General features: G+C 39.8%; 24 protein-coding genes, 1 pseudogene and 1 other annotated feature. Of the genes and pseudogenes, 6 read left to right on the top strand and 19 right to left on the bottom strand.

All coding sequences use genetic code 11. From position 1 onward, the window contains the following. Positions 1-11: 11 nt before the first annotated feature. The 5 genes from ACIQCE_RS11590 to ACIQCE_RS11610 are packed head-to-tail and all read right to left on the bottom strand — an operon-like array spanning position 12 to position 4,643. Positions 12-695 (bottom strand): YesL family protein, encoded by a 684-nt coding sequence (locus tag ACIQCE_RS11590; protein WP_400495135.1) that lies wholly within the window; start codon positions 693-695, stop codon positions 12-14. A gap of 23 nt (positions 696-718) precedes the next feature. Continuing rightward, positions 719-2,008: a Gfo/Idh/MocA family protein gene (locus ACIQCE_RS11595; protein WP_400495136.1), complete on the bottom strand. Its 1,290-nt coding sequence runs from the start codon at positions 2,006-2,008 to the stop codon at positions 719-721. A gap of 17 nt (positions 2,009-2,025) precedes the next feature. Then, entirely contained in the window at positions 2,026-2,550 is a 525-nt protein-coding gene (locus tag ACIQCE_RS11600; protein ID WP_400495137.1) for a lipoprotein YteS, read from the bottom strand. Beyond that, entirely contained in the window at positions 2,547-3,659 is a 1,113-nt protein-coding gene (locus ACIQCE_RS11605) for a glycoside hydrolase family 88/105 protein (protein ID WP_400495138.1), read from the bottom strand. Before ACIQCE_RS11605 ends, ACIQCE_RS11600 begins: the two co-directional genes overlap by 4 nt. 18 nt (positions 3,660-3,677) lie before the next feature. Beyond that, the gene (locus tag ACIQCE_RS11610) at positions 3,678-4,643 is read right to left on the bottom strand and encodes an ABC transporter permease (RefSeq protein WP_353854887.1); all 966 of its coding nucleotides are present in this window, start codon (positions 4,641-4,643) and stop codon (positions 3,678-3,680) included. Between the two features lie 233 nt (positions 4,644-4,876). Here ACIQCE_RS11610 and ACIQCE_RS11615 point away from each other — a divergent pair, with 233 nt between their 5' ends. Further along, positions 4,877-7,177 carry a helix-turn-helix domain-containing protein gene (locus ACIQCE_RS11615; RefSeq protein WP_400495139.1) on the top strand — a complete coding sequence of 767 codons (2,301 nt, stop codon included), beginning with the start codon at positions 4,877-4,879 and terminating at the stop codon, positions 7,175-7,177. A 37-nt stretch (positions 7,178-7,214) separates the two neighbouring features. Here the strand turns inward: ACIQCE_RS11615 and ACIQCE_RS11620 are convergent, their stop codons facing one another. Beyond that, positions 7,215-7,586 carry a winged helix-turn-helix transcriptional regulator gene (locus tag ACIQCE_RS11620; RefSeq protein WP_060697681.1) on the bottom strand — a complete coding sequence of 124 codons (372 nt, stop codon included), beginning with the start codon at positions 7,584-7,586 and terminating at the stop codon, positions 7,215-7,217. A gap of 155 nt (positions 7,587-7,741) precedes the next feature. Here ACIQCE_RS11620 and ACIQCE_RS11625 point away from each other — a divergent pair, with 155 nt between their 5' ends. Beyond that, the gene (locus ACIQCE_RS11625; protein WP_400495140.1) at positions 7,742-8,956 is read left to right on the top strand and encodes an MFS transporter; all 1,215 of its coding nucleotides are present in this window, start codon (positions 7,742-7,744) and stop codon (positions 8,954-8,956) included. Then, positions 8,953-9,792 (top strand): aldo/keto reductase, encoded by an 840-nt coding sequence (locus ACIQCE_RS11630; protein WP_400495141.1) that lies wholly within the window; start codon positions 8,953-8,955, stop codon positions 9,790-9,792. The genes ACIQCE_RS11625 and ACIQCE_RS11630 overlap by 4 nt, the downstream gene beginning before the upstream one ends. A 42-nt stretch (positions 9,793-9,834) precedes the next feature. Here the strand turns inward: ACIQCE_RS11630 and ACIQCE_RS11635 are convergent, their stop codons facing one another. The 6 genes and pseudogenes from ACIQCE_RS11635 to ACIQCE_RS11660 all read right to left on the bottom strand — a co-directional run bounded on the left by ACIQCE_RS11635 (position 9,835) and on the right by ACIQCE_RS11660 (position 17,422). Further along, on the bottom strand, positions 9,835-11,334 hold the full coding sequence (locus ACIQCE_RS11635) for an extracellular solute-binding protein (RefSeq protein WP_400495142.1): 1,500 nt from the start codon (positions 11,332-11,334) through the stop codon (positions 9,835-9,837). Positions 11,335-11,359: 25 nt separating this feature from the next. Beyond that, a complete protein-coding gene (locus tag ACIQCE_RS11640; protein ID WP_400495182.1) occupies positions 11,360-12,220 on the bottom strand; it encodes a carbohydrate ABC transporter permease in 861 nt (286 codons plus the stop codon). 242 nt (positions 12,221-12,462) lie between these two features. Continuing rightward, positions 12,463-13,174, bottom strand: a pseudogene (locus ACIQCE_RS11645) (NAD-dependent epimerase/dehydratase family protein). A gap of 43 nt (positions 13,175-13,217) precedes the next feature. Further along, positions 13,218-14,120, bottom strand: a complete 903-nt coding sequence (locus ACIQCE_RS11650) for a dienelactone hydrolase family protein (RefSeq protein ID WP_400495143.1) — start codon at positions 14,118-14,120, stop codon at positions 13,218-13,220. Positions 14,121-14,255: 135 nt separating this feature from the next. Next, entirely contained in the window at positions 14,256-16,670 is a 2,415-nt protein-coding gene (gene leuS / locus ACIQCE_RS11655; RefSeq protein WP_400495144.1) for a leucine--tRNA ligase, read from the bottom strand. A 97-nt stretch (positions 16,671-16,767) separates the two neighbouring features. Then, positions 16,768-16,989, bottom strand: a binding site (T-box leader). A gap of 103 nt (positions 16,990-17,092) precedes the next feature. After that, complete coding sequence (locus tag ACIQCE_RS11660) at positions 17,093-17,422, bottom strand: DUF4257 domain-containing protein (RefSeq protein WP_353856714.1); 330 nt, start codon at positions 17,420-17,422, stop codon at positions 17,093-17,095. Between the two features lie 466 nt (positions 17,423-17,888). Between ACIQCE_RS11660 and ACIQCE_RS11665 the strand changes: the two genes are divergently transcribed. Beyond that, entirely contained in the window at positions 17,889-18,593 is a 705-nt protein-coding gene (locus ACIQCE_RS11665) for a coiled-coil domain-containing protein (RefSeq protein ID WP_400495145.1), read from the top strand. Positions 18,594-18,754: 161 nt separating this feature from the next. Here the strand turns inward: ACIQCE_RS11665 and ACIQCE_RS11670 are convergent, their stop codons facing one another. From ACIQCE_RS11670 to ACIQCE_RS11690, 5 genes are all read right to left on the bottom strand, one after another. Next, positions 18,755-19,738 carry an ABC transporter permease subunit gene (locus ACIQCE_RS11670; RefSeq protein ID WP_400495146.1) on the bottom strand — a complete coding sequence of 328 codons (984 nt, stop codon included), beginning with the start codon at positions 19,736-19,738 and terminating at the stop codon, positions 18,755-18,757. Beyond that, on the bottom strand, positions 19,732-20,610 hold the full coding sequence (locus tag ACIQCE_RS11675) for an ATP-binding cassette domain-containing protein (protein ID WP_400495147.1): 879 nt from the start codon (positions 20,608-20,610) through the stop codon (positions 19,732-19,734). The genes ACIQCE_RS11670 and ACIQCE_RS11675 overlap by 7 nt, the downstream gene beginning before the upstream one ends. Further along, on the bottom strand, positions 20,603-20,995 hold the full coding sequence (locus tag ACIQCE_RS11680) for a GntR family transcriptional regulator (RefSeq protein WP_400495148.1): 393 nt from the start codon (positions 20,993-20,995) through the stop codon (positions 20,603-20,605). The genes ACIQCE_RS11675 and ACIQCE_RS11680 overlap by 8 nt, the downstream gene beginning before the upstream one ends. Positions 20,996-21,012: 17 nt before the next feature. Next, positions 21,013-21,192 (bottom strand): hypothetical protein, encoded by a 180-nt coding sequence (locus tag ACIQCE_RS11685; protein WP_400495149.1) that lies wholly within the window; start codon positions 21,190-21,192, stop codon positions 21,013-21,015. A 141-nt stretch (positions 21,193-21,333) separates the two neighbouring features. Beyond that, positions 21,334-21,609 (bottom strand): YtzC family protein, encoded by a 276-nt coding sequence (locus ACIQCE_RS11690; RefSeq protein ID WP_400495150.1) that lies wholly within the window; start codon positions 21,607-21,609, stop codon positions 21,334-21,336. Between the two features lie 152 nt (positions 21,610-21,761). Here ACIQCE_RS11690 and mnmL point away from each other — a divergent pair, with 152 nt between their 5' ends. Both mnmL and mnmM read left to right on the top strand, forming a co-directional pair. Then, complete coding sequence (mnmL, locus tag ACIQCE_RS11695; RefSeq protein WP_400495151.1) at positions 21,762-22,727, top strand: tRNA modification radical SAM protein MnmL/YtqA; 966 nt, start codon at positions 21,762-21,764, stop codon at positions 22,725-22,727. Beyond that, positions 22,724-23,299, top strand: a complete 576-nt coding sequence (gene mnmM / locus ACIQCE_RS11700; protein ID WP_400495152.1) for a tRNA 5-(aminomethyl)-2-thiouridylate-methyltransferase MnmM — start codon at positions 22,724-22,726, stop codon at positions 23,297-23,299. The genes mnmL and mnmM overlap by 4 nt, the downstream gene beginning before the upstream one ends. Positions 23,300-23,315: 16 nt before the next feature. Here the strand turns inward: mnmM and ACIQCE_RS11705 are convergent, their stop codons facing one another. Continuing rightward, on the bottom strand, positions 23,316-24,395 hold the full coding sequence (locus tag ACIQCE_RS11705; protein WP_400495153.1) for a tetraprenyl-beta-curcumene synthase family protein: 1,080 nt from the start codon (positions 24,393-24,395) through the stop codon (positions 23,316-23,318). A gap of 24 nt (positions 24,396-24,419) precedes the next feature. Beyond that, positions 24,420-25,205, bottom strand: coding sequence for an alpha/beta hydrolase (locus tag ACIQCE_RS11710; protein WP_400495154.1), 786 nt, complete (start codon positions 25,203-25,205; stop codon positions 24,420-24,422). Between the last annotated feature and the right edge of the window lie 26 nt (positions 25,206-25,231).

A 25,231-nucleotide genomic window follows, 5' to 3' on the forward strand; every position in this document is an offset into this window, starting at 1 on the left:
ATAAAGTTGAATTAATGAGTATTCACCTGCTTTGATTGCAGGAAAGACGGCAGTCGTTTCTTCACATCTACTGTCTTTTGCTCGCTATCAAATGCGATCTTTTTAAATACTTGATAGGCTAGCCACATGTGACCATACGCAAGGATACTCATGCTGAAAAATGGAACGATCCCTGGCAAATAAGCAAATAGGAAAAACACCAATACCGAGAAAGCAAGCATTGAGAGTGTATATTGTAAATATGAGATACCGAGCAGAAGGGAAAATTTCAAATATAGTCGTTTTTTCCAATCAAAATGAGCAAGCAGTGGGAAAATATAAAACAAGCTGACAATATACAGGAAACCAAATATATAAATGGCAAAACGGAGAGCATGTAAGAAAAAGCTAGTTGGATAAATATAAGCCAAGTCCACATAAATAATGGTTCCAATCATGAGAAGAACCACTCCAATCAGATTCGACCGAAGAAACTCCTCTCGGTATACCTTCCAAAACATGCGGAATACCTTTACTTGTTCATGTCCTTGTATCCACTTTCTCATCACTGAAAATAGCGCTGTCGTCGCTGGCATCACTCCAAAGAAACCTAGTCCTAGCAATGTGAACAAAAGCCAAAGCAAATTCGTATACGCAAGCCGCATTACCCATTCACACATTCTCAGCATTCTGCTCATTGATCCATCATAATCCATCTCTTTCCCTCCTCTCTATCTCGTTACACCCTCTCTTTCTGAAACAGTTCTTCTATTTCGATCGGACGTTTTTCTGCGACTGAACGCCACATTCCTTCTCCAAGGGCAATCGAATAAGCACCAGCCTCTGCTCCTGCAGAGATGTCATAGTGAATGAGTGGATCTTTTCCTAAAAATAAATCAGCCAATAAAAGCGGATCTCCTCCCCCATGTCCGCCTGGCTGCTTCACTACTTCAATTGTCTCTTTAGAGCCAAACATTGGGTAGTAAGAAATGGTTTGTTCAGGGTATTGAAAAGGTATTCTCGAAGGCACGTGAAACTCATTAGTTTCAATTCGCCCGTTCGTCCCATTTATGGCTAGTCGGTATCCTTCATATGGAGCTGAGAATTGAATTGAGTAACTCAGCAGTGCACCTTGATCATAAATGACAGACGCCACGTATGTATCTTCAATGTCAATTTCCTCATCAAAAATACACGCATCAGGACGGTAATTTGAATAAAGCTCTGACTGCTCTTGTCCTAATCGAATATGATCATCCTCCACCATCGAGCGCTCTACCCGCGGATTCCATCGTGCTTCATAATGGCATTGATCTTTCACCTGACACGTCCCGCAATATCTGTTTTCTTCATCCTGCAATGGATTCCACTGACTTCTTTTTCCATAATAATTCAGAGCACCGTAAGCAAATACTTGCCTAGGCTTTTGATCAATCCACCAGTTCACTAAATCAAAGTGATGGGTCGACTTATGAATAGAAAGCCCGCCCGAGAATTGTCGTGTGCGGTTCCATCTTTTGAAATAACTGGCTCCATGATACGTATCAATGAGCCAGCTTAATTCAACTGATGTGACCTTTCCAATCTTCCCCTCTAAAATCAGTTCTTTCATTTTCCGGTGGAATGGATTGTAGCGATAATTAAAGGTGACAGTAACCTTCCCTTTGCTTTTAGCCTCTTTTTCCAACACTTTTTTGGCATCTTTTGCTGTTGTCACCATCGGCTTTTCAGTGATGACATCTAGATCATGATCAAGCGCCTTTAATATATAGGTGACATGTGTATCATCACGCCCTGCGACAATGACGATGTCCGGTCTAGATTCCTTTACCATCTGATCGAATTCATCCTCGCAGAAAAACGGAACCCCTCTTAGTGATGGAAAGCGTTCCTGACAAAGTGTATACCTCTTTTTATCAATATCTAAGAGCCCTGTTATCATATAACGATCATGGAAATCCTCTGTGAGCGGTTTAATAAACATATTAAAGGCGCGATGACTCAGCCCGCAAATCACCACTCGTTTCACATTCCCCACCCCTTTTTCTATCGATTTTCACGAAGTTGTTTGATGAGAGACAACGCTTCTTCGGATTTCTCCGCATATACTGGAATAAAGGCGACCATATCCCGGTTTAGCCGAAATGTATAACCGTTTAATTCTTTCGTTCCTTTTGATATTTGGACAGCATAATCTACTTCTTTCCCGGTCTTTGGGTTCTCAATTGTATATGGTCCCGTTGCCTGTTCATCTATCGCCATCTCATCAAGCAGCTTAAAGCCCTCAGGATCATCATACGTTCTAAACATGTCTTCAGGAACGAACATGACGTCTCCTTCTTTTGCTGTAATTTCAACAAGCAGCTTCTCTGGAATCGCGGGAAGAATTTGAACGTCCCATTTTTGCTGATTAGGAGGAAAGGCCTTTTCCATCAGTTGATCTTTCATCCCCTTTGACATATCAGAAAAAATGAGTACGTTGATACCATCTGTATTTCTCTGACAGGCGACCATGCAAAGGACAGCGATGAAAGCAATCATCAGCACCGCAACCCTTTGTATCCTCCTCATGCCTTTTGAACAACAGACAGCTTCTCCAGCTCAGTTAACGCCATAATAAAAGCGCCTGCCCCGTGCAAGTCATTTGTACTCTGATCTCTTCCAATGTAGTAATCATAGAACCCAGCAGAAGTTCCGATACAAATATCACTTACAGCAAAATCGCCATTTTCTTTAACCGCCGTCTTATATTGGATCAATCCTTCATAGGCTTTCACAATCTGATCAGTATAACGAAGACTCACATATCCTTTATTCATTGCCTTTGCCATTGCATACATAAACAGGCAAGACCCTGAGCTTTCAAGCCAATTATCTGAATGACTTCCTTTATCTATGATTTGATACCAGAGTCCTGACTCTTCGTCCTGATATTTCGCTACACTTTCCAGCATGGCAGCCAGTGTATCCTTCCACACTTGACGAGCCTGATGCTGATCTGGCAAATCCTCGATCATATCTGCTAATGCCAGCACATACCAGCCAAAGGACCTCGCCCAAAACTCTGGAGAACAGCCGGTCTCTTGATTTGCCCACGGCATCACTTTTCGTTCATCCCAAGCATGATAATATAAGCCTGTATTTTCATCTTTTGTATGCTTTCTCATCAAGTGTTCTTGATGGATGACCATATCGATCAGCTCTTCTTCCCCTTTAAGCTTTGCATACTTTAGCGCAAAAGGTCCGCCCATATAGAGACCATCCAGCCACATTTGATAGGCATATTTGTCTTTATGCCAAAATCCGCCTTCAGAGGTACGATTCAATGTGTTATAAAGTCCGCGCAGTTTCTCCGCTACTCGAACGTAACGCTCATCTCCAGTTTTTTCGTAAAGCGGAAATAAGAGTAACCCTGCCTGAATAGCATCGAGCTCATCCCTGCGAAATAACAGGTTCCCATAGTCATCAATCAATGAATCCGCATAGGCTTTCACATACGCAAAATACATCTCATTCCTTGTGGCTTCATAGAGCTTCATGACACCGCAAAGGAATACCCCTTGATGATAATGCCATCTTCCTGCAGGCGGTAGTTCACTTGGTGTATACGCTTTCATTATTGTCTGTGCTAATTTTTCTGCATGCTCAAGTGGTGAAGTCTTTTCAGTAGATAAACTCATTCTCACTCAACTCCCTTTTTAGTAAATACCTTCTTCTCCGAATTTTTTTGCTAAACGGTTGGCCATCATGACTAAAATAAGCCCAACGGCTGCTTTAAATAAACCAACAGCAGTACTATAGCTGAATTGTCCTTGTTTTAACCCCGCTGTATAGACGTACGTATCGAAAATTTCTGCTACTTCTCGATTCGTTGCATTGAGTAATAGGTAGACGTGTTCAAACCCTAGTTCTAACGTATCACCAATTTTTAAAATAAGCAGTACGACAATCACGCTCTTAATTGCAGGGAGTGTAATATGCCACATCTGTCTTAAGCGACCTGCGCCGTCCATTTTTGCTGCTTCATATAGCTGCGGATCGACCGCCGTGATCGCAGCAAGATAAATAATTGTAGACCACCCTGATTCTCTCCAAATGACCTGTAAAATGTACATTGGTCTAAACCATTCTTGACTGAGTAGGAAGTTGATTTTTTCTCCTCCAAAAAAAGCAATCAATTCATTAATCAAACCGCCATCTACCGTTAATAAAACAAAAGATAAGGACACGACAATCACCCATGACATAAAATGCGGAATATAAATCATTGTTTGAACAAACTTCTTAAATAAAGCCAATCTGACTTCGTTTAAAAGAAGTGCCAATATGATCGGAATCGGAAAAAAAATCACAACATTCATGGCAAATAAAATCAACGTATTTTTTAACAAAATGAAAAATGTCGGTTCTGTAAATAAACGAATAAAATGTTTAAATCCAACCCACTCACTGCCAAGAATACCGAGAAACGGCTGATAATCTTGAAAGGCGATGATAAGTCCCCACATAGGCACATATTTAAAGATGATAAAGTAAATCAGCCCCGGCAAAATCATCAAATACAAAAATTTTTGACTAAGTAATTGGTTAAGTAAGCGCTTTCTCTTTTCTTTTTTCAAAGCTGCCGCAGGCACACCCTTGGCAGTGACATCCTGTGTTTTCATTGATAAAGCCTCCCCTCATGACGATGCATGTGTTAAATGTATCTTAAGGATGAAAAATCCGTCTACAATCATATCATCAGATCATATTTTCTTATACGGAGCTACTCAAAATGTTACATAAAACATAAGATTATGATCCTGATCTTAGAAAATGATTATTGACAAACCTACCAGATTTTTGGATTAATAACTTAAGGGGGGGAAAAGAGGGTTCGTTTGAAATGGGGGGTTTTATGAAAAGAAGGCAGTATAAATTTTATTACAAGCTTGTGACGTTTTTTTTCATGCTTAGCACCATTCCTGTTATCATTGTCGGTTTTTTTTCTTATCAGCATTCGCAAAAAATAGCACTTGAAAATATCTCAAATGAAAAACTGGACAGCGTCAAACAAACGCAATCCAATATTGAGCATATTTTAAAAACGGTTGATCATTCTCTCACTCACTATGTCAGTTCGCCGCCTCTCCTTCAAACACTGGCAGAACCTTTAAAACCAGATCAATTCCAGCTTTATAATCAAGTACAACAGGAGCTTAACTACCTGCAAACTTTCGACACAGACCTATCCAATATTACGCTCGTCAGCGAGATAGAAGAATGGTACATGAACAATTCAGGTCTCTATCATTTAACTACTGGAGATCAAGAAAAAGCGTTAAAAACATATATCAATATTCCAAGCCACTCTAGCTGGGCACTTGAAGAGAATAATCCGCTCGTCGCTACAAAAGAAGGAAAAACATCCTTTTGTAAGTACAATGTGAACTTAATCAAACAACTTCCAATGAACAGCGTCCAAAAAAAGGGGATAGCGGTCGCAAGTATCCCAAGCTGCGTGATTGCAGACAATATGCCTAATTTCTCTCAATCTGATAGTATGTTCGTAATTGATACCAACGGGAAAGTGTTGCTGCATAATCGCAAAGAAAAAATCGGTGATTCCGTGAAAAACCAAAATTTCGTCAAGCATGTATTGTCACGTGAAGACAGAACGGGACAATTTGACATGCAGATCAATAAACTCAATTATAAAATTACTTTTCAAAAGTCAGACTATAATGAATGGACGTACCTATCTGTTGTCTCAATCCCTGAACTGAAGCAGCAGACGAAATCAATTGGGTGGATCACTTTTATTATCTGCTTTCTTTTGTTAGCGCTTTCATTATTATGTTCATGGTTTGGTTCCCGGCATTTTTATAAACCGATCCGATTATTATACGAGTCCTTTGCCCGTAATGAATCATCTTTGCATAAACAACCTTACCAAAATGAATTTGAATTAATCGAGTCGAGTATTAAACAAATGAAAGATCAAAACAATGATTTAGAGGAACGCATTGAACAGCAAGTCACTCACTTACAGCAATATTTTATGGTACGGCTTTTACTTGGAAAGCTTTCTGAAGAAGAAATTAACAACCGATTTCAAAGTCTAGGTTTTCCTCGTCAATGGTCCAATTTATCCTTGCTTGTGACACAAATTGATACTTTAAAAGGAACACCATATGAGAAAAAAGATGCAGACTTGCTTTTATTTGCAATGAATGGGCTCATAGAGCAGATTATTCCAAAAGATGAGCACTTGCAGCCAACCGTTGTGGGGCAGCATCAAACAACCATTGTACTCAATCAATCGATGACAGAAGAAGAATTTACAGAATATTTAAATCAATTAGCTGAAACCATTCAGCAGCGTATCGAGGATGAGCTCGGTCTGTCCATTAGTATTGGAATTAGCCGGCTGTTTACGGACCTCACAATGGCCAAACACGCTTATATCGAAGGGAAAGAAGCCTTAAAGTATAGACTCAAAGCCGAGAAAAAGTCCATCATCTATTATCAAAATATCCAGCATGGGAAGACGTTTAAAACCCATTTTCCAAAACAGTTGCAACATGATCTATTTGATGCGATTAAAGCAGGTGATCAAGGGAAAGCCGATCATTATTTACATGTGCTCTTACAATCTATTTTCTCAAAAAATGCAGGACCGCATGAATATCATATCGCCCTCGCCCGATTTTTAAATAACTTAATTGAGCTGATGCACCTACTAGGGATTGAATTATTTGAAGTAGAAGACAACAAAATGCTCTATGATACGATCTTTGAGTTTAAAACATTTGAAGATACGGAGGCATGGCTCAAACATAAGATAATTATGCCGATTATTGATCAGCTCGGTGCGCGCGAGGATTCACAATACAAAAATATCTCAGAGAAGATCATTCATATCATTCATCAAGAATTTGACTCAGATCTCACACTGGATGAAATTGCGACACGCCTGCATTACAATCCAAATTATTTAAGCAGTATTTTCAGAAAGGAAATGGACATCTCTTTTAGTGAATATCTCTCGTCCTACAGGCATCATGTTGCCAAAAACTGGCTTATTGAAACAGATATGTCAGTGAAAGAAATTTCGGAAAAATTGAAATATAAAAATCCGCAAAACTTCATTCGATCATTCAAAAAGTTAGAAGGCACGACTCCCGGCAAATATCGTGAGCAGAAAAAAGAGAAATAACGGAAGAATCCCGCTCTCCATAAGAAGCGGGATTCTTTTATTTAAATTGTTCATTCAAGATGCTATCTTCCAGCACTGAAAGCGGTTCTCCGTATACTCGCTCAATATGGGCTGCTCCCCAATCACATAAAGCATTCAGGATTTTTTCGAGCGACTGTCCATACTCACTTAATTCATATTCCACTTTAGGCGGCACCTGTTCATACACAATGCGGTTAATGACGCCGTCACTTTCAAGTTCTCTTAGTTGCTGTGTAAGCATTTTTTGTGTGATATTCGGCATAAGACGTTTTAATTCACTGGTGCGTTTTTTCCCATGCGTCAAATGACATAAGATCACGCACTTCCACTTCCCCCCGATTACCTCAAGTGTTGCTTCAACGGAAATATTATACTTTTTCTTTTCCATCTATCCATTCACTCCTTCTTGATGTTGATAGGCACTTTTTAGTACCTATATTACAAAAAAGTACGTACTTTTTTTTTCGTCATCTATGTTAGATAATAACTCTTGCCGATCGGCTCGTCTATCAACATGTCATAAAAGAAGGATGTGACCCTACTATGAAAAAGCAACAAAATCATTTTGCCCTTTTAGCACTTGCTGTTAGTGCTTTTGCTATAGGAACAACTGAATTTATAAGTGTCGGCCTTCTACCGATGATTTCAGAGGACTTTGGTGTGAGCGTAAGTCAGGCAGGCTGGACTGTTTCCTTATATGCGCTTGGTGTAACCTTTGGCGCTCCAATCCTGACGTCTCTCACCTCAACCATGAAAAGAAAGACATTGCTTTTGCTCATTATGCTCGTCTTCTTGGTTGGAAATACACTTGCCACCATTGCACCGACATTTTCAGTGTTGCTGGCAGGACGCGTCATTTCTGCCTTGTCACATGGCGTATTTATGTCCATCGGCTCTACCATTGCCGCAAGCCTTGTTGTGAAAGAAAAACGGGCAAGCGCCATTGCCTTTATGTTCACTGGTTTAACAGTAGCAACCGTCACTGGTGTGCCATTCGGTACTTTTCTCGGACATCAATTCGGTTGGCGGACTTCATTTGGCGTCATTGTCATCATTGGTCTAATCGCACTGATTGCCAACTACTTTCTTGTCCCGTCTCATTTAAAACAAGGGATGAAAACGACGTTTAAAGATCAAGCTGCCTTATTAAAGACCAAAAGAATTCTACTTCTGTTTGTGATTACAGCGACAGGTTATGGAGGAACCTTTGTAGTCTTTACGTATTTATCACCACTGTTGCAACATGTGACAGGTCTTCAGCCAGGAACTGTCACCCTTATGCTACTTTTATACGGCATCACCATCGCACTTGGAAATGTCATTGGCGGAAAGGTAGCCAACAGACAGCCAATGAAGGCGCTGATTTATATGTTTATCATCCAAAGTATCATATTATTTCTCCTCCCCTTCACTGCCGAGTTCACCTTCTTTGGAATCGGTACGGTGATGCTCATGGGGCTGTTTGCTTTCATGAACGTACCAGGATTGCAGGTAGCAGTCGTTGATTTTGCAGAAAGATATACACCGGGAGCTGTTGATGTGGCTTCTGCTCTTAATATTGCTGCCTTTAATGCCGGCATCGCCATTGGTTCTTTTTTAGGCGGAATAGTCACAGATACATTGGGATTAGTTCATACAGGATGGGTTGGCGGCACGATGGTACTCATGGCGTCTATCCTCACAATCATCAGTTTTAAACTTGAACAAAAAGAAAACATCACACAACATTCAAATGATATAAAGGAGTCATGTATATGAACAACTTACAAAGTACAAAAACATTAAACAATGGTGTCAACATGCCAGGTTTTGGTCTTGGTGTTTTTCAAGTAGAAGACGGAGCAGAATTAATTGAAGCAGTGAAAACAGCAATCACATTAGGCTATCGTAGCATTGATACAGCTTCTATTTATGGAAATGAGGAAGGCGTTGGGCGAGGAATACGACTTGGCTTAAAAGAAACTGGGCTTCGCCGCGAAGACTTATTTATCACGTCAAAAGTGTGGAATGACGACCTTGGGTATGAATCAACTTTAAAAGCATATGAAGAAAGCCTTAGGAAGCTTCAGCTTGATTATCTTGACTTGTACCTCATTCATTGGCCTGTTGAGAGGAAATTTAAGGAAGCTTGGCGTGCACTTGAAACACTGTATCGTCAAGGAAAAGTCAGAGCCATTGGTGTGAGCAACTTCCAGCCACATCATCTAGATGAATTATTAAAGGATGCTCAAATCATACCTGCAATTAACCAAGTAGAATATCATCCAAAACTCACGCAAGAGAATGTACATGCGTATTTGAAAGCCCATGGCATCCAAATGGAAGCTTGGTCACCGCTCATGCAAGGAGAACTGTTACATCACCCGCTCATTGAGGAGCTTGCCAAAAAATATAACAAAACACCTGCTCAAATAATTTTACGCTGGGATGTTCAGCAAGACGTAATTACCATTCCAAAATCAACAAAGCCACATCGTTTAAAAGAGAATGCTCAAATCTTTGATTTTGCCATTTCTGATGAAGATATGAAGCGTCTATCTGATTTAAATGAAAATAAACGAATTGGACCTGACCCTGACAATTTCGACTTTTAACGAAAACACCCCCGCTCTTTCGGCTGAGCGGGGGTGTTCTGTTTAATTTGATTTCTCATAGGAAGTCTCATATTCCTCAATGATTTTGTTTCCGCCATTTGACTTCCACTTCTCTACTTCTTTCTTAAATTGTGCTTCATCCATATCTCCAAGAATGAACTTATAGGTTGCATCATCGACAATTTTTTTCAGTTCGTTTCCACGCTCTGATGCAGTTTCTGAATACAGACTTTCTGCAGGGTTGACCACAATAATGTTTTTGTTATCTTCTTCCAGCTCTTCATATTTTGTACGAACGGGGTCACCTTTATTTTTCAAGTAACGCTTATCAATTCCAACGAGACTCACCAGCGGCTGTACATCCGTTTGCCAAGCTTTGACCTGGCTTTCTTTACGAACAAACGTATTTCCTTCTTCTTTCTTATAATGCTTCCCGTCTATTCCGTAAGTCATTAATCCATACACATCTTCTTCAGCAATGCGATCAAAGAAAGCCAAAATCCGTTTTAATTCAGCTTCTGATTTTACACTTGTTTTAGGGAATGCGAAGATGCCATTGTGACCACCTGAGGCCCACACCCGTTCTTTGCCATCTGGACCTTTGATTCGGTTAATGATATCAACCTTTATGTTTTTATCTGTTGCATCATCTCTCAAGTTCACTGCATCTACCATATTCCCAACATAAATACCTGCTTTTCCTTGTGAAAATAATTCCTGCTGCTGCGTTTTGCTTGTGACTGGGAAGTCTTTATTGATGTATCCATTATCACGTAGCTTTTTCATATATTTCATGGTATTCATATACTCATCTGTCATAAAATCCGGCGTGAATTTGCCGTTTTCTTCTTTCCAATCTGTTGGCATCCCTTCATAAGAACCAAGTGTCTTAAACGCTCCATACATCAAATCATTTCGATCTGTAAAACCAATCGTATCGTCTTTCCCATTTTGATTCGGGTCTTTTTCAGTAAATGCTTTGGCTACTTCATAAAGATCATCTAGCGTGTTTGGTGTATCCAAATTTAAATTTTCAAGCCAATCTTTTCGAATGACAATCCCTTGTCTTGAAAGTGGCCTCTCTCTATAAATCCCGTAAAGCTTGCCATCTATAGAGGCATTTTTATTGATCAATTTGTTCATCTTACTTAAATTTGGATAATCCTTTAAATATGGACCGATTTCCCAGAACATACCTGATCTGAATGCATTAATGGCAGATGAATTTTTAATATCTTGAATCGTCACAATTTGCGGGAGATTCCCCGCGGCTAATGCTGAATTTAAACGATCTTCCTTCACAGCATCAGGAACCCAAGTGATATCAAGCTCTGTATTTGTTAACTTTTCAATTTCTTTTAACACCGTATCCTTCGGCGGCTGCTGGTGATACAAAATGGCCATCCACGTCAGCTTCACTTTCTTATCTAAATCAACCTTTTCATCTGATGAGCTTGCTCCTTTACTTGAGCACGCTGAAAGAATGCCGCTTGCTGCAAACAGCAGGACAAACGCAATCAACCATAATTTCTTTCTTCCCATAAGATCCCTCCGTTGTTCCATCTTTTTAACCCTTTACAGACCCTAGTAATGCGCCTTTATTGAAGTGCTTCTGGATAAATGGATAGACGAGCAGAACCGGAATTGTCGCAACAACGATCACAGCCATCTTAATTGTTTGGTCTGGCGGCGGTGTGGATGATCCCATATCTGACATATCTCCCTGCATTCCGCTAGATACAATGACGATTTGCCTCAACAATACCTGAATCGGCCATTTCACTGAATCATTTAAATACAAAATAGCTGTCATGTACGTATTCCAATACGTCACGGCGTAAAATAATGAAATTGTTGCAATTGCTGGTAACGAAAGTGGCAGCACAATTTTAAAGAAAATCCCTAGATCGTTACAGCCATCCATCTTCGCTGATTCCTCAAGACTTGCCGGAATGTTTTGAAAGAAGTTTTTCAAAATGATCAAATTGAACGCATTGATGGCGACCGGTAGAATAAGTGACCAATAGGAATCAAGCAGACCCAACGTTTTTACGACAAGAAAAGTCGGAATCATTCCCCCACTAAAGAGCATGGTGAACACAACAAGAAACATTAGTGTTCTTCGACCTTTTAACTCCTGACGAGACAGCCCGTATGCCATCAGTGAAGACAAAAACATACTGACAGATGTTCCAACGAGCGTGACGAGAATAGACACAATGAGGCTGCGATACACAATGTCTGTTGAAAAAATATACTCATATGCCTCTAGTGAAAACGTCGTTGGAAACAAAATAAATTTCTTCGTGATGACCTCATCCACCGTAGCAAAAGAGGCGGCAATGACATGGATGAACGGAAGCACACATATGAATGCGAACATGAGTAGAAAAGAGTAATTAAATAAATGGAACAATCGGCCTTTAATAGAACGATCTATGTTCATCACGTCCTTCCTTTGAAAGCGTTATCATTTTATCCGAAAATAAGCTGCAGCCTGTGACGATATCGTGATTAAAATGTAACAAATAGGGAAAGAAAGCGTCTATAATCATCTTTACAGTCTAAAAAGATAACTATGCCACCAGTGCTTTTATGCTGATAAAACAAAAGAATAAGAGCATGAGCTAATATGATGATTATGCCTAATGTCTAATCATTTTTTTCAAGTCATTCTTTTGTATTCAAATCTGGTCTATAGCCCCAATCCTGCTTCGTGTTCTCAGTTGACCAAGGCTTCTTTTCATGATCTGATACTGCATAATAAGTCCCAAACAAGACTTCCGTTTCAATTGCAGCCTTTGTGATAGCGAATAGATCTTCATGTGAAAGAAGTGTTTTTTTCGTTCTTTCCTTTTGTAATAATTCTTTCAATTCATTTGAGGCGACAGTACCAATCCGTAAATTGACCACAGATATGCCTGCTTAATCATGGAATAAGGAACCTAACTGTTCGGAAGCAAATTTTAAGATGCGGTACACATTTTTCGTAGCAGGCACATCATCTGTCGTTATTTCTCGTCCAAGTAATGAATGACCATCCTTCTCATATCGGTCTGTCACATGGTTACTGCTTGCAAATATCACTTTTTGAATACCCAAACGAGCGGCTGACCGGTACATATGATAAGGGCTTTTCAAAAAAATGTCATTCATTTTCGTAAACTCCTCTGAATGCATCACGTCATGCGTCATATCCATATTCCGTATGTGGCGGTGGGATGGCTTGAAATAGTGCCTGTTCATTTGTTGCATCTGCTTGAATCACTTCTTCTACATATCTAAATTGATCGATAATGGTGATGTCATACTCCGAAGAGAACCCTTTCGTTAAAAGACTCCCTATGACACCGCAGCCGCCAATGATGGTGATCTTTTTCATACGTCTCCTCCCTCTGACGCAGTATATCCTAGCGCTTATTTGATTACAGCCATTTTTTCAAAAAACGAGTGACTTCGTGGCGCATAACTGCCGTTTCAAAATGCCCTGCATTGAGACCAACAAGCTGATATCGTTCCTTTAATGATGCTGCATCGTACATAGGACTTAATTCCTTTTGAATACGGTGTACTCCCTGTGCAGGCGTCAGGTGATCTAGCTTCCCGACCAAACTTAAATGAGGTCTTGGAAAAATCAGCTTCTGTATATCGGCTGCTGTAAAATACTTTGCTAAACTCGGTACATAATAGTAAAAGCTGTGCCGGTCTAAATTGTTCGTTTCAATCAATGTATGATGATCGACCTGTGCACAAAGATCGATACAAACACTGACCCTCTCATCAAGAGCTGCCGTCCACCAAGCAAGCAAACCACCCATCGACATCCCAAAAACAGCTAGCCGGTCTCTCAACACATCCGGTCTTGTACACAAATAATCAATGGCACACATGCTGTCATACAGCATCATCCCCCACATGACTTTTCCTGTTAAAAGCATTTCCTTAAAAATTTCACTTTCAGTTCTGCCCCTTCTTTCGCCGAAGCCTGTATGATCAATAGCTAGGGCACTATAACCTTTAGACGTAAATTCCTTCGCATATGAAGGCGCTTGCAAATAATGAGCTCCGCTGACAAGCTCTTCCTTTCCATCGATGAAATTCCCGCCATGAGAGTGCTGGAACAATACGACAGGCCTTTTTTTCACCTTATCCTTTGGTTTTACAAAATATGCAGGAACTTCCTCCACTCCATTGATCGACAATACAAGTGTTTCTAATAAGAAAGATTCACGTTCTTCGATTTTCAATGTATATGCCTCAACCGGTGTTCGATCTGGCATTTCTCCTAAAAGGCTAAGCAGTTGTTCACGTTTGCTTTGCTTTTCCATTGCTGTCACTCCTCAATTTTCTTGATCAACTTTAGAAATACGAGATCGAACAAGCAATCACCTTGTTTTCGACAAAATGATGTCCCGGGAAATAAAAAAACCCATCGGCTTATGCTTATACCGATGGGTGATTCATTAGTTAGCGACGATATTGACAAGCTTGCCAGGAACCGCAATCACTTTACGTATTGTTTTTCCTTCAAGCTGCTCTTTGACTCGCACATCATTTTTAGCAAGCTCTTCTAACTGCTCTCTTGTTGCATCAGCAGGAACCATTAATTTCGCTTTCACTTTTCCATTGAACTGTATGACAATTTCTACTTCATCGTCGACAAGTTTTGACTCATCATATTGTGGCCATGCTTCATAAGAAATAGAGCCTTCATGTCCAAGTTTATTCCAAAGCTCTTCTGCTAAATGCGGCGCAATCGGAGAAAGAAGTTTGACGAAGCCTTCTGCATATTCTTTAGGTAATGTGTCAGCCTTGTAAGCATCATTGATAAACACCATTAACTGCGAAATACCTGTATTGAAACGCAAACCTTCATAATGATCAGTCACTTTCATCACCGTTTCATGATAACTCCGTTCTAACGCACCGTCTGTTTGCTCTGTTATTTTTTCACTTAGTGTACCATCTTCATTTATAAATAGACGCCATACACGATCAAGGAAACGGCGAGCCCCATCAAGTCCAGTTTCAGACCAAGCGATAGAAGCATCTAAAGGCCCCATGAACATTTCATATAGTCTCAATGTATCTGCACCATGAGATTCTACAATATCATCAGGGTTGACAACATTTCCTTTTGATTTGCTCATTTTTTCATTATTTGCACCAAGAATCATCCCTTGGTTGAACAGTTTCATGAACGGTTCTTTTGTTGGGACAACCCCAATATCATACAAAAACTTATGCCAGAAACGAGCATAAAGAAGGTGCAAGACGGCATGTTCAGCTCCGCCGATATAAACATCAACAGGTAGCCATTTTTTTAGCTTGTCAGGTGATGCCAGTTCTTTAGAGTTATGCGGATCAATATAACGTAAGAAGTACCAGCAGCTACCTGCCCATTGTGGCATTGTGTTTGTTTCACGTCGCCCTTTTTTACCTGTGACTGGGTCTACTACCTCTACCCAATCTTGAATGTTTGCTAGTGGTGATTCACCTGTCCCGCTTGGCTTAATTTCAGTCGTCTTTGGCAAGATGAGTGGAAGTTCTTCTTCTGAAACAGCTGTAGATGTCCCGTCCTCCCAATGAATGATTGGAATTGGTTCACCCCAATAACGCTGACGGCTGAATAGCCAATCTCTTAAACGATATGTGACTTTCTTCTCGCCTTTTTTATGTTCTTCGAGCCATGCGATGGCTTTTTCAATGGCTTCTTCTTTACCTAAACCGTTTAAGAAGTCAGAGTTAATGTGCTTTCCATCACCTGTATAAGCTTCTTTTTCGATGTCTCCGCCTTCCACAACCGCTTTAATTGGCAAGTCAAATGTTTTGGCAAATTCATAGTCACGCTCATCATGGGCCGGTACCGCCATAATCGCACCTGTTCCATAACTTGCTAAGACATAATCCGCAATCCAAATTGGCATTTTTTCACCATTTAATGGATTGATCGCATAAGCACCTGTGAAGATTCCTGTTTTCGTTTTAGCAAGATCTGTCCGCTCTAAGTCACTCTTCGATTGAATTTCTTTGATATACGCATCAACCGCCTCTTTTTGGTCTGCTGTCGTGATTTTTTTAACAAGTGCATGTTCTGGTGCAAGAACGGCATACGTTGCACCAAATAGAGTGTCAGGGCGTGTTGTAAAAACGGTGAACTGTTCGTCATGTCCTTCTACTTCAAAGTGAACATGAGCACCTTCAGAACGTCCGATCCAGTTGCGTTGCATATCTTTGATGCTTTCAGGCCAATCAAGCTCTTCTAAATCCTCTAACAGCCTGTCCGCATAAGCAGTGATTTTCAGCATCCATTGCTTCATTGGTCGTCTTTCAACAGGATGTCCTCCGCGTTCACTTTTTCCATCAATGACCTCTTCGTTTGCAAGAACCGTACCGAGAGCTGGACACCAGTTGACTGGTACTTCATCAATATAAGCCAATCCTTTTTCATACAATTTCAAGAAAATCCATTGTGTCCATTTGTAATAATTCGGATCCGTTGTATTAATTTCTCTATCCCAATCATATGAGAAACCTAGTGATTGAATTTGGCGGCGGAAATTGTTGATATTCTCTTCTGTAAATTCAGCCGGATCATTTCCTGTATCCAGTGCATACTGTTCCGCTGGAAGACCAAACGCATCCCATCCCATTGGGTGAAGAACATCATACCCTTGCATTCTCTTCATACGTGAAAGGATATCTGTTGCTGTGTAGCCTTCAGGATGCCCTACATGTAATCCAGCTCCTGATGGGTATGGAAACATATCAAGCGCATAAAACTTTGGTTTATCTTCCGAATCAGAAGTGGCAAATGTTTTATGAGTAAGCCAATAATCCTGCCATTTCTTTTCAATTTCCCGATGCTGAAAACTCAATGTAAAAACCTCCTTTAATATGTACGGCTTTATCTGCTAAAGTGACCACTGCAAGAATTCAGACTTTTCTAAAATCAACAAAAAACCCTCATCCCTAGAAAGGGACGAGAGATTTTTTGTTTCCCGCGGTACCACCCTTGTTAGCGTAACTTGTTGTTTGTACGCTCACTTAATATCTTTAACGCAGACATGCGACAGAAGCTTTAACGCAACTGCAACTCTGAGGCGAGTTCAGAAACAGATTTGATTGACTTTCACCAGCCGTCAATTCTCTAAAGACAAATACTGCTTTCTTACTACTCCTCTTCACTGTTCTTATCGTAACCGTCATCTAAGTAGTATTTTATAGAATTATGATCATAAGTGCAAGCAGGTTTGTATACAATGGGAATGTACCCTAGACTAGGGTAAAGTAGAGGATATTATTCGTGTGGAGATCCATTTTGACGGTTGGAGTCTGCATACTGTGAACGCTGTTCTCTAACAAAATCAAAGCTTCGCAGAACTGCTTCTCCTCCGTAACCTGAAATGATTGATAAAATGACTAAGTGCAGACTTGAATCGGGATTTGAGGATAATACAAGCAGTGTAGCGGCAATCATCCCAACGAGCCACTCTTCAATAAACCCTAGATAAATAAACTTCTTTGTCATTCTGGGTTTCTCTAGCCTGCCTTTTTTCTTTACGTGACCGAGAATACCCATGACCCCTCCAATGGCACAAGCAATAATGACTTGTTGCAGCATTTTCATCACCTTCCTAAAGCCCTTAGAATAGTAAAGCGACTTCAGGCTGTCCAGCCCCCTGTAATGCCATTCTGCTGTTCCGTCATAATCCATGTAAAAAGGTCTATTCTCTCTAACGAAGAAAAAAAGCTTGTTTCTTCCATTATATGTGAATGACCTAGAAACAATCTTGATGCATTGGAATCATTTTCACATAAGTCGTATTAACTATTTTTGTCATTTTTTGAATTTTCGATCAAATGATTCCTTCTTTTTTTAAATAAAAGTCTCCTTACTTACTCTATTCTAATGGAGGACAAACTATGATGACAAATATAACAAACCGTTTGCAATCATTGAATTTAAAAGAAACAAACAAAGGGCTCCCATTAGCTGAAAATCATGTGTAATGATTTTTTCATTTTGCTTGTTCCACTAAATGGAAAAATAGGGTATGATGGAGGTAAATAGGAATTTTCAGGGGGGTTGCTGCATGACAGCTTTGTTGGTCATTGGTCTTTTATGCTTTTGTTTCGCCATTGGATATGCTGCTTTTTTTCTATTACAAAAAAAGCAAAATAGACAAATAGTTTTTTCAAAGGTACTCTTTTATCCCTTTTTGATCACAGGTCTGATTTTCTCCATCATGTCTGTACCGTTCCTTGTCTCAGAATCTCCTAAAGCACAAGCAGATCCATCTTCAGAACAGCTTTTAAAGGAGCAAAAACAATTAACATCTGAACTATCTCGTTTGAAAACAGACAAAGAAAAGCTTTCTTCATCGTTAGAAGATGTAACAAAAGAGAAGGAAATATTATCAAAACAGTTAGAAAACATCACTTCAGAAAAAGAAACAGTAAAACAGCAGAAGCAAACAATACAAGAGCTTCAAGAGAAAATAGACAAGCTCACAACAAACAACAAATCACTGAAAAAAGAAAATACGAATTTAAAAAAAGATGCGCAGTCTTCGACAGTCCAACGTTCAGCTCCTAAAGATAATGGATCATATACAGGCGGTCATGAATCACAAAAAAATACGAAAAAAGAATCAGGCGCCTGTAACATTAAAGGAAGCGTCAATGGCATTTATCACACACCAAGCAGCAGATATTACTCACGTACCAAAAACGTGACGAAAATGTTTTGCTCGGTAGCAGAGGCGGAACGTGCAGGATACAGGGCGCCAAAGCAATAGCCAGACCTGCTATAAAAAAGAACCTCCTGTCGGTTCCATTTGGGGACACAGGAGGTTCTTTTTTATATTTCTCTTCTTCGCTGTTAAAACAATTCCCTGTTTTAATCGTTCGGTTGATGATGTTGCGCACAGGATTTGAAAGATACTCCTCTCTTATCTGTTTATCTTTTTCGATAGATTAAGAAATAACTCGTCAGTACACCAACAACTCCGCCTAGTACCATTCCAACGAAATAACCAAATAACGAATTGTCTGAAGAGAATCCAACCCAGCCAAACCCTAGGACCCCAAAGACAATAACCATGATTTGAATCGGTCTATCCATTTTTGAAAATAGGAAGAAATGGTCGTTTCGCTCAATCGGGTGTTTTTGAAAACAAAACAAGCCAATGACATAAAATAGCAAGAGCATGATGAGTGGTATTACAATCTTTTCACCGGTGAACAAATAAGGATCTCCAAGGCTTGGGTCAGTTGTTATGTACATAATTGGAGATATTAGCATCATTAGACGATAAAAATGGTAGTCGATCAAATGATTAGATGTTTGCAAAATAAATTCTAAGTGTACAAGCGGTAAACCAATCACCAAGATAGGTAAAATGGCTGTACTGAATGCTACAATCGCTTGTGCAATTGTACTTCCGGTTAAAGTACCTGCTGCCAAAAACAGACTATACATCATCAAAGCAGCAATAAGTGCGGAGAGATATTCGCTGTTAAATTCAGTGATTTCAGACGGTTTCATGACTAAAATGAATAAAGCCGTCATACCATAGGATACTGCATGAATGAAAATGATCATACCAGCGCCTAGCATAAATTTCGAATTGTAAATAGCACTTCTACTAAAAGGGAGCGATAATGTAAAATCCATTAGCCCTTTATTTTTTTCAAAACCAAGCTGTATCAATGCAAAAAACAAACCAATCATCCATGAAAGAGATAGAAAGGGATCTGAATGAAAGCTATAAGTAAATTGATTACCTATTGGCATACATGTTGCATCTTTTAAACACGATTGAAAGGATGAATACTCCATTAAGAATGAAAAGGGTGTCGCAAGAGTCGCAACGAGCATAACTAAAATAAATGTCAGCTCTGATTGCTTCCATTCCTTATACAATAATGGTTGCTTTACCATCTGCGTTTCCCTCCAAACTTCGCAATAAACACTTCTTCTAAATTCACAGGCAGTTCATTCCATACTTTAGGCTGTAAAGATTTTAAATAGTCTTTTACCTCTGCATCTGATTTTGACACGAGCACTGTATAAAAGATACCCGCTTGATCTAAGACCGCAATGCCTTTTTTTCTAATATTTAAGTTCATATCTTCTTCAAATGCCATTTGTATTTTAACATAATCATTCTTTAATTGATCTAAATCCATGACACTTGTGAGCTTATTTTCTTCAAGAAACCCGATTCGATTGCATATGCGTTCAATATCCTCTAGCCGGTGTGAGGTGATGAGAATAGATGTCTCTCGTTCTGCTACCTCGTCAATCATCAATTGAAGTACATCATTTCTTGTGACCGCATCAATGCCATCTGTCGGCTCATCTAATAAAATGACAGCAGGTTTGATTGCAAAACTTAAAATTAATGACAGTTGTTTCTTTAACCCTGTCGATAGATCGCGGTATTTCACTTTTTCGGGAATTTCGTATCGGTTCACAAGCTCATTTGCATAGGTCACATCAAACTTCGGATAGATTTTCTTCAATAGCTGCAAGAGCTGGTGATAATGATACCGGTCAAAATATGGATTCACAACAGGCATATACACAATATTTTGCTTCACTAAGGGGTGGTCTTTAATCAATACGTCCTTAAAATAAATCTCACCTTGATCTGGAAGGAGAATTTGCTGTATTAATCTGAGAAGCGTTGTTTTGCCAGAACCATTTCTACCAAGCAAACCGAAGATTTCACCTTCGCCTATCTTGAAGGAAACGTCACGGAGTACATTGCGTCCATTTATTTTCTTTGATACATTTTTGACCTCAATCAACTTTATTTCCTCCTTTTAGACTTGAGCCGATCTCTTCTAGCCATTCCTTTAGTTGTTGCATATCAATGCCGGCATAATGAGCTTCTATCATGAGTTGTCTTAATTGCTCCTTCATCTCGAGCACCTTCCCTTCATTAAGCTTTAATTGTGCACTTTCTGTCACATACGTTCCCCGGCCTCTCAGCGTCTCAATAATGCCTTCCCGTTCAAGCTCTTTATACGCTTTACTAACTGTGTTTGGGTTTGCAATGATAACAGTTGCCAGCTCTCTTACAGAAGGCAATTTGTCACCAGGTTTCATGACACCCTTCAGACATAAAATTTTTAACTGCTCAATGATTTGTTCATATATTGGCGCAGCACTTCTTGGATTAATTTGAATCATGATGGCTCCCTCTTTTCTCATTCATGCTTTTGTCGCCCTATTGCTTGATCATGTCCTTGCATTAAAGGGACCGAATTGGGAATATAATCTTTCTGAACTTCAAAACCAATGAAAACGAGAACGAAAAAAAATGTACATGCTAAGATAATCGCTAGCACCATCCACTTGATATTGATTGGCTTTTTTTCTTTTTTCATGGTTAAGCACCTTTCTTCACTTTTAAGTGTCTGCAGTGTATTAGTTGATATAGTACACTTAACACATTAAAGACGCTTGATTTAAAAGTCAATATCTTACCTAAAAATAAAAAACAGACCCTAAAAAGAAGGATCTGCTAGTTATTCGGTATCGTATGGAATCCCTAAAATCATTTGATTTTGCAGGCTTTGAATTTGAACACGTGCCCTGTCAAGACGCTCTCTTTGCTGGTCATTGGCGACATCTTTTAATTTTTCTAATTCACTCAACGTTTCTTCAAGCATGAGCTGTGCTTTCGAAAAATCTTCTTCATTATCATGTTCTTGACGTGAGCTTAAATCAAATTGTTTATTTGCAAATTCAAGTGTTTCCATACTTTTTTGCATAAATTCATCTATCGAATTTCTCGTTGCCATCTTTATTCCCCCCAACTAATGATCGACTCCTGCCTATTTTGCCCAGATGAAGATGTTTCAATAAAGAAAATGTTGGAGACATTCATTTGTCCTAAATCATAATTTTTGTTAAACTTTTAGGATGCCTATTATAATGCAAGGAGGTTACTGACTTGGATCAGCATAACCCTTTTTTATATTCAAACAGTGATAAACGTTATCACACATGGAATTATCACCTGCGGGAGCACTTTGGTCATAAAGTGTTTAAAGTCGCACTAGACGGCGGCTTTGATTGCCCAAACCGTGATGGTACGGTTGCTTATGGAGGCTGTACATTTTGCAGTGCTGCCGGGTCTGGTGATTTTGCTGGGAATCGAGCGGATGATCTCATCACGCAATTTCATGAAATTAAAGATCGGATGCACACAAAATGGAAAGACGGAAAATACATGGCGTATTTCCAAGCGTACACCAATACACATGCGCCGCTCCCTGTATTAAAAGAAAAATATGAAACGGTCATGAACCTTGAAGGAGTTGTTGGTTTATCCATCGCTACAAGACCAGACTGTCTGCCAGATGACGTTGTGGAATATTTAGCTGAATTAAATGAGCGAACGTATTTATGGGTAGAGCTTGGTTTGCAAACCGTACACGAACGAACTGCTATGCTCATCAATCGGGCTCATGATTATGACTGCTATGTAAAAGGTGTAGAAAAGCTAAGAAAACACGGCATTCGTGTCTGCTCTCATATCATCAACGGCTTACCTCTTGAAAACCGCGATATGATGATGGAAACCGCAAAAGCTGTGGCTGAATTAGATGTACAAGGAATTAAAATTCATTTGCTTCATTTGCTGAAAGGGACACCGATGGTGAAGCAATATGAAAAAGGAAAGCTTGAATTTTTAAGCCAAGAAGAATATGTTCAGCTTGTTTGTGATCAACTTGAAATCTTGCCGCCTGAAATGATTATTCATCGTATTACAGGTGATGGACCAATCGAATTAATGGTAGGGCCCATGTGGAGTGTGAACAAGTGGGAAGTGCTGAATGCCATTAATGCTGAACTTGAAAGGCGTAACAGCTATCAAGGTAAACGTTTCGTCAGATTGGAAGAAGCGGCCAAATGATTTTAAAGCGCATGCTCCCTTTTAGCAAAGAACTATTAGAACGCGCCTGCCAAAAAGGCGATATCGTCATTGATGCAACAATGGGGAATGGTCACGACACGCTCTATTTAGCCAATCTTGTGGGGAAAGATGGTCAAGTCTTTGCATTCGATATTCAGAAGGAAGCCTTAAACGAGACAAGTAAAAGGCTCGGTGATCAATATCCTCATGTTCATCTCATTCATGACGGACATGAAAAGATGGCTGATTATCTTCCAGACGATGTTCACGGACAGATTTCAGGTGCGATGTTTAATCTTGGCTATTTACCTGGAGGGAATAAAGCAGTCACAACGCAAGCTCACACCACCATTGAAGCGATCAAACAGCTAATTGAGTGGTTAAGGCCAGGAGGTCTCATTGTCCTTGTCATCTATCACGGACACCCTGAAGGAAAGACAGAAAAAGATGCACTGATCAACTATTGCCAATCACTCAGTCATGAAAAAGTACAAGTCTTGTCTTACCAGTACATGAATATTCATAATGATCCCCCTTTTGTGGTGGCAATTGAAAAAAAGCTCAAATCATAGTGGATTTGAGCTTTTTTTATGAAGATTTCATCCATGGCATTTTTTGATACGTTCGGTAGGCTCTTCCATTGATATAGAAGAAGAACGATGTTTTCCCACTCGATTTGATCAACCGTTTCGCCAGCTTATTTATGTCTTTTTGTGCTGTCACTTTCTCATCAGACAAATAGACTGCAAGTAATCCTCTGTTGATCAGTTTGTGAAAATTCTCATGCGGAATTCCTTTAAGCTGCTCATCCGCCTTCTCTATAAAATGCTGAAGCCTGTCCATCATCTCATGATGCGAATTGTAATATGAGCAGAAATTCAGGTCGCCCCCAAGCCTATCCTCTTCTTGATCAATTAAATAATCCAGTAATATATGAAGACCTTGTATATATGGGAAATAACTCTCGTAAATTTGTTTTGCCTGCTTCTCTGTAAAATCAGGTTGAAGTGCATAAGCCACAAGGCAGAAAATACCTAATGTCGACCCTGCACACGCTGAAAACTCATACCACTCCATTTTAGGCAAATCTTTTTCATATTGACGAAACCACGATTCTAATCGCGGCACACGCTCATGAGGCACCACATGCTTATGTACTTGTAAATTACTATAATAATCGCAAAGTGTTTGCAAATATGGCTGAATGATCTGATAATGATCAAGTCGTGACAGCACATCTTGACATGTACGGACAAGGGAATGTAAATAATCATGATCCTCTTGATCATTTCGATATTGATAATACGGTTTCAGCTCTGCATGGATATCAAGCGCATCTCTCATCGCTTGATGCAGCATATGAAAATCAGCAGGATCAAGGGAAGTACTGCGGTCACACAAGTTATCTAAATAGTCACTAATGGTTTGATACGCCACAATGAATTTAACACACGTCTCTTTTTCTTCACCTGCTAAAAGAGATAGAATACCTCCTCCTTCACAGTGAAATGTTTTACTCGCAATGCTCGCTAGTGCCTGAGTTCTTAGTTCTTCGTTTTCAATCGTTTCTGCATGAGCTCGCCACTTTTTAAGCTCCTGATGAACGAGCGGAAAAATATCCTTATAAACCTTTGTCATCAGTGCAAAAGGACGCTCTGGTACTGACAAATCAATCCACCCCCAACTTAAAGCTCACAATGAAATATATTGATCTGTAAAGGCTCTTGCCGCTTTAAACACATCTTCTCGTTCAGGCTCATTAAAAATTTCGTGATACAGCCCTTCCCATTCACGGTATGATTTATTCAATGATTCAATGCCATTAAACCATTTAATGACCCTTGTCTTATCAACAATCTTGTCATCACCCGCCTGCATTAAAAGCAGCGGAATAGACCGGAAGGCATTCGTCGGTTGCATGGCAGCATCAATGTTTTTCACAAGTTCCCGATACCATCTAACAGAGACTTTTGTGACATAAAGAGAGTCATTAGAATCTGCTTCAATCACTGCCTGATTACGCGTCGCAAGCTCTATGGATAGCCCAGACTCCACCTTAAAAGACGGTGCCAGCACATTTAATCCTTTTGAAGCTAAATCCATCAGTTTCTTTGGTTTAAATTGCAGACCTAAACAAGGTGATGATAAAATAAGTCCATCAATCTTCGTATGGGTATACTGCTTGACCCACTCAATCGAAATGAGTCCACCCATGCTATGACCAAGTAAAAAAGTTGGAAGTCTGAATGACTTCGCATGTTCCATCCACTCATCTACTGTGTCAATGTATTCTTGAAATGAGCGAATATGGCCTCTGGCCCTTGTAGTTGTCCCTTGCCCAGGCAGGTCACCCATCACGACATGATAGCCCGCATTCCGCCACATTTCAATTAACCATTTATAGCGGCCATGATATTCACTTGCACCATGTACAATCACAATTGTACCAACTGGTCTTTCAGCATGCCAAGTCCACAAAGTAAACACCTCACAAAAGTTGTATT

This window comes from Bacillus sp. NPDC093026 (genome assembly GCF_044754665.1).
Taxonomy (GTDB): domain Bacteria; phylum Bacillota; class Bacilli; order Bacillales; family Bacillaceae; genus Bacillus; species Bacillus maqinnsis.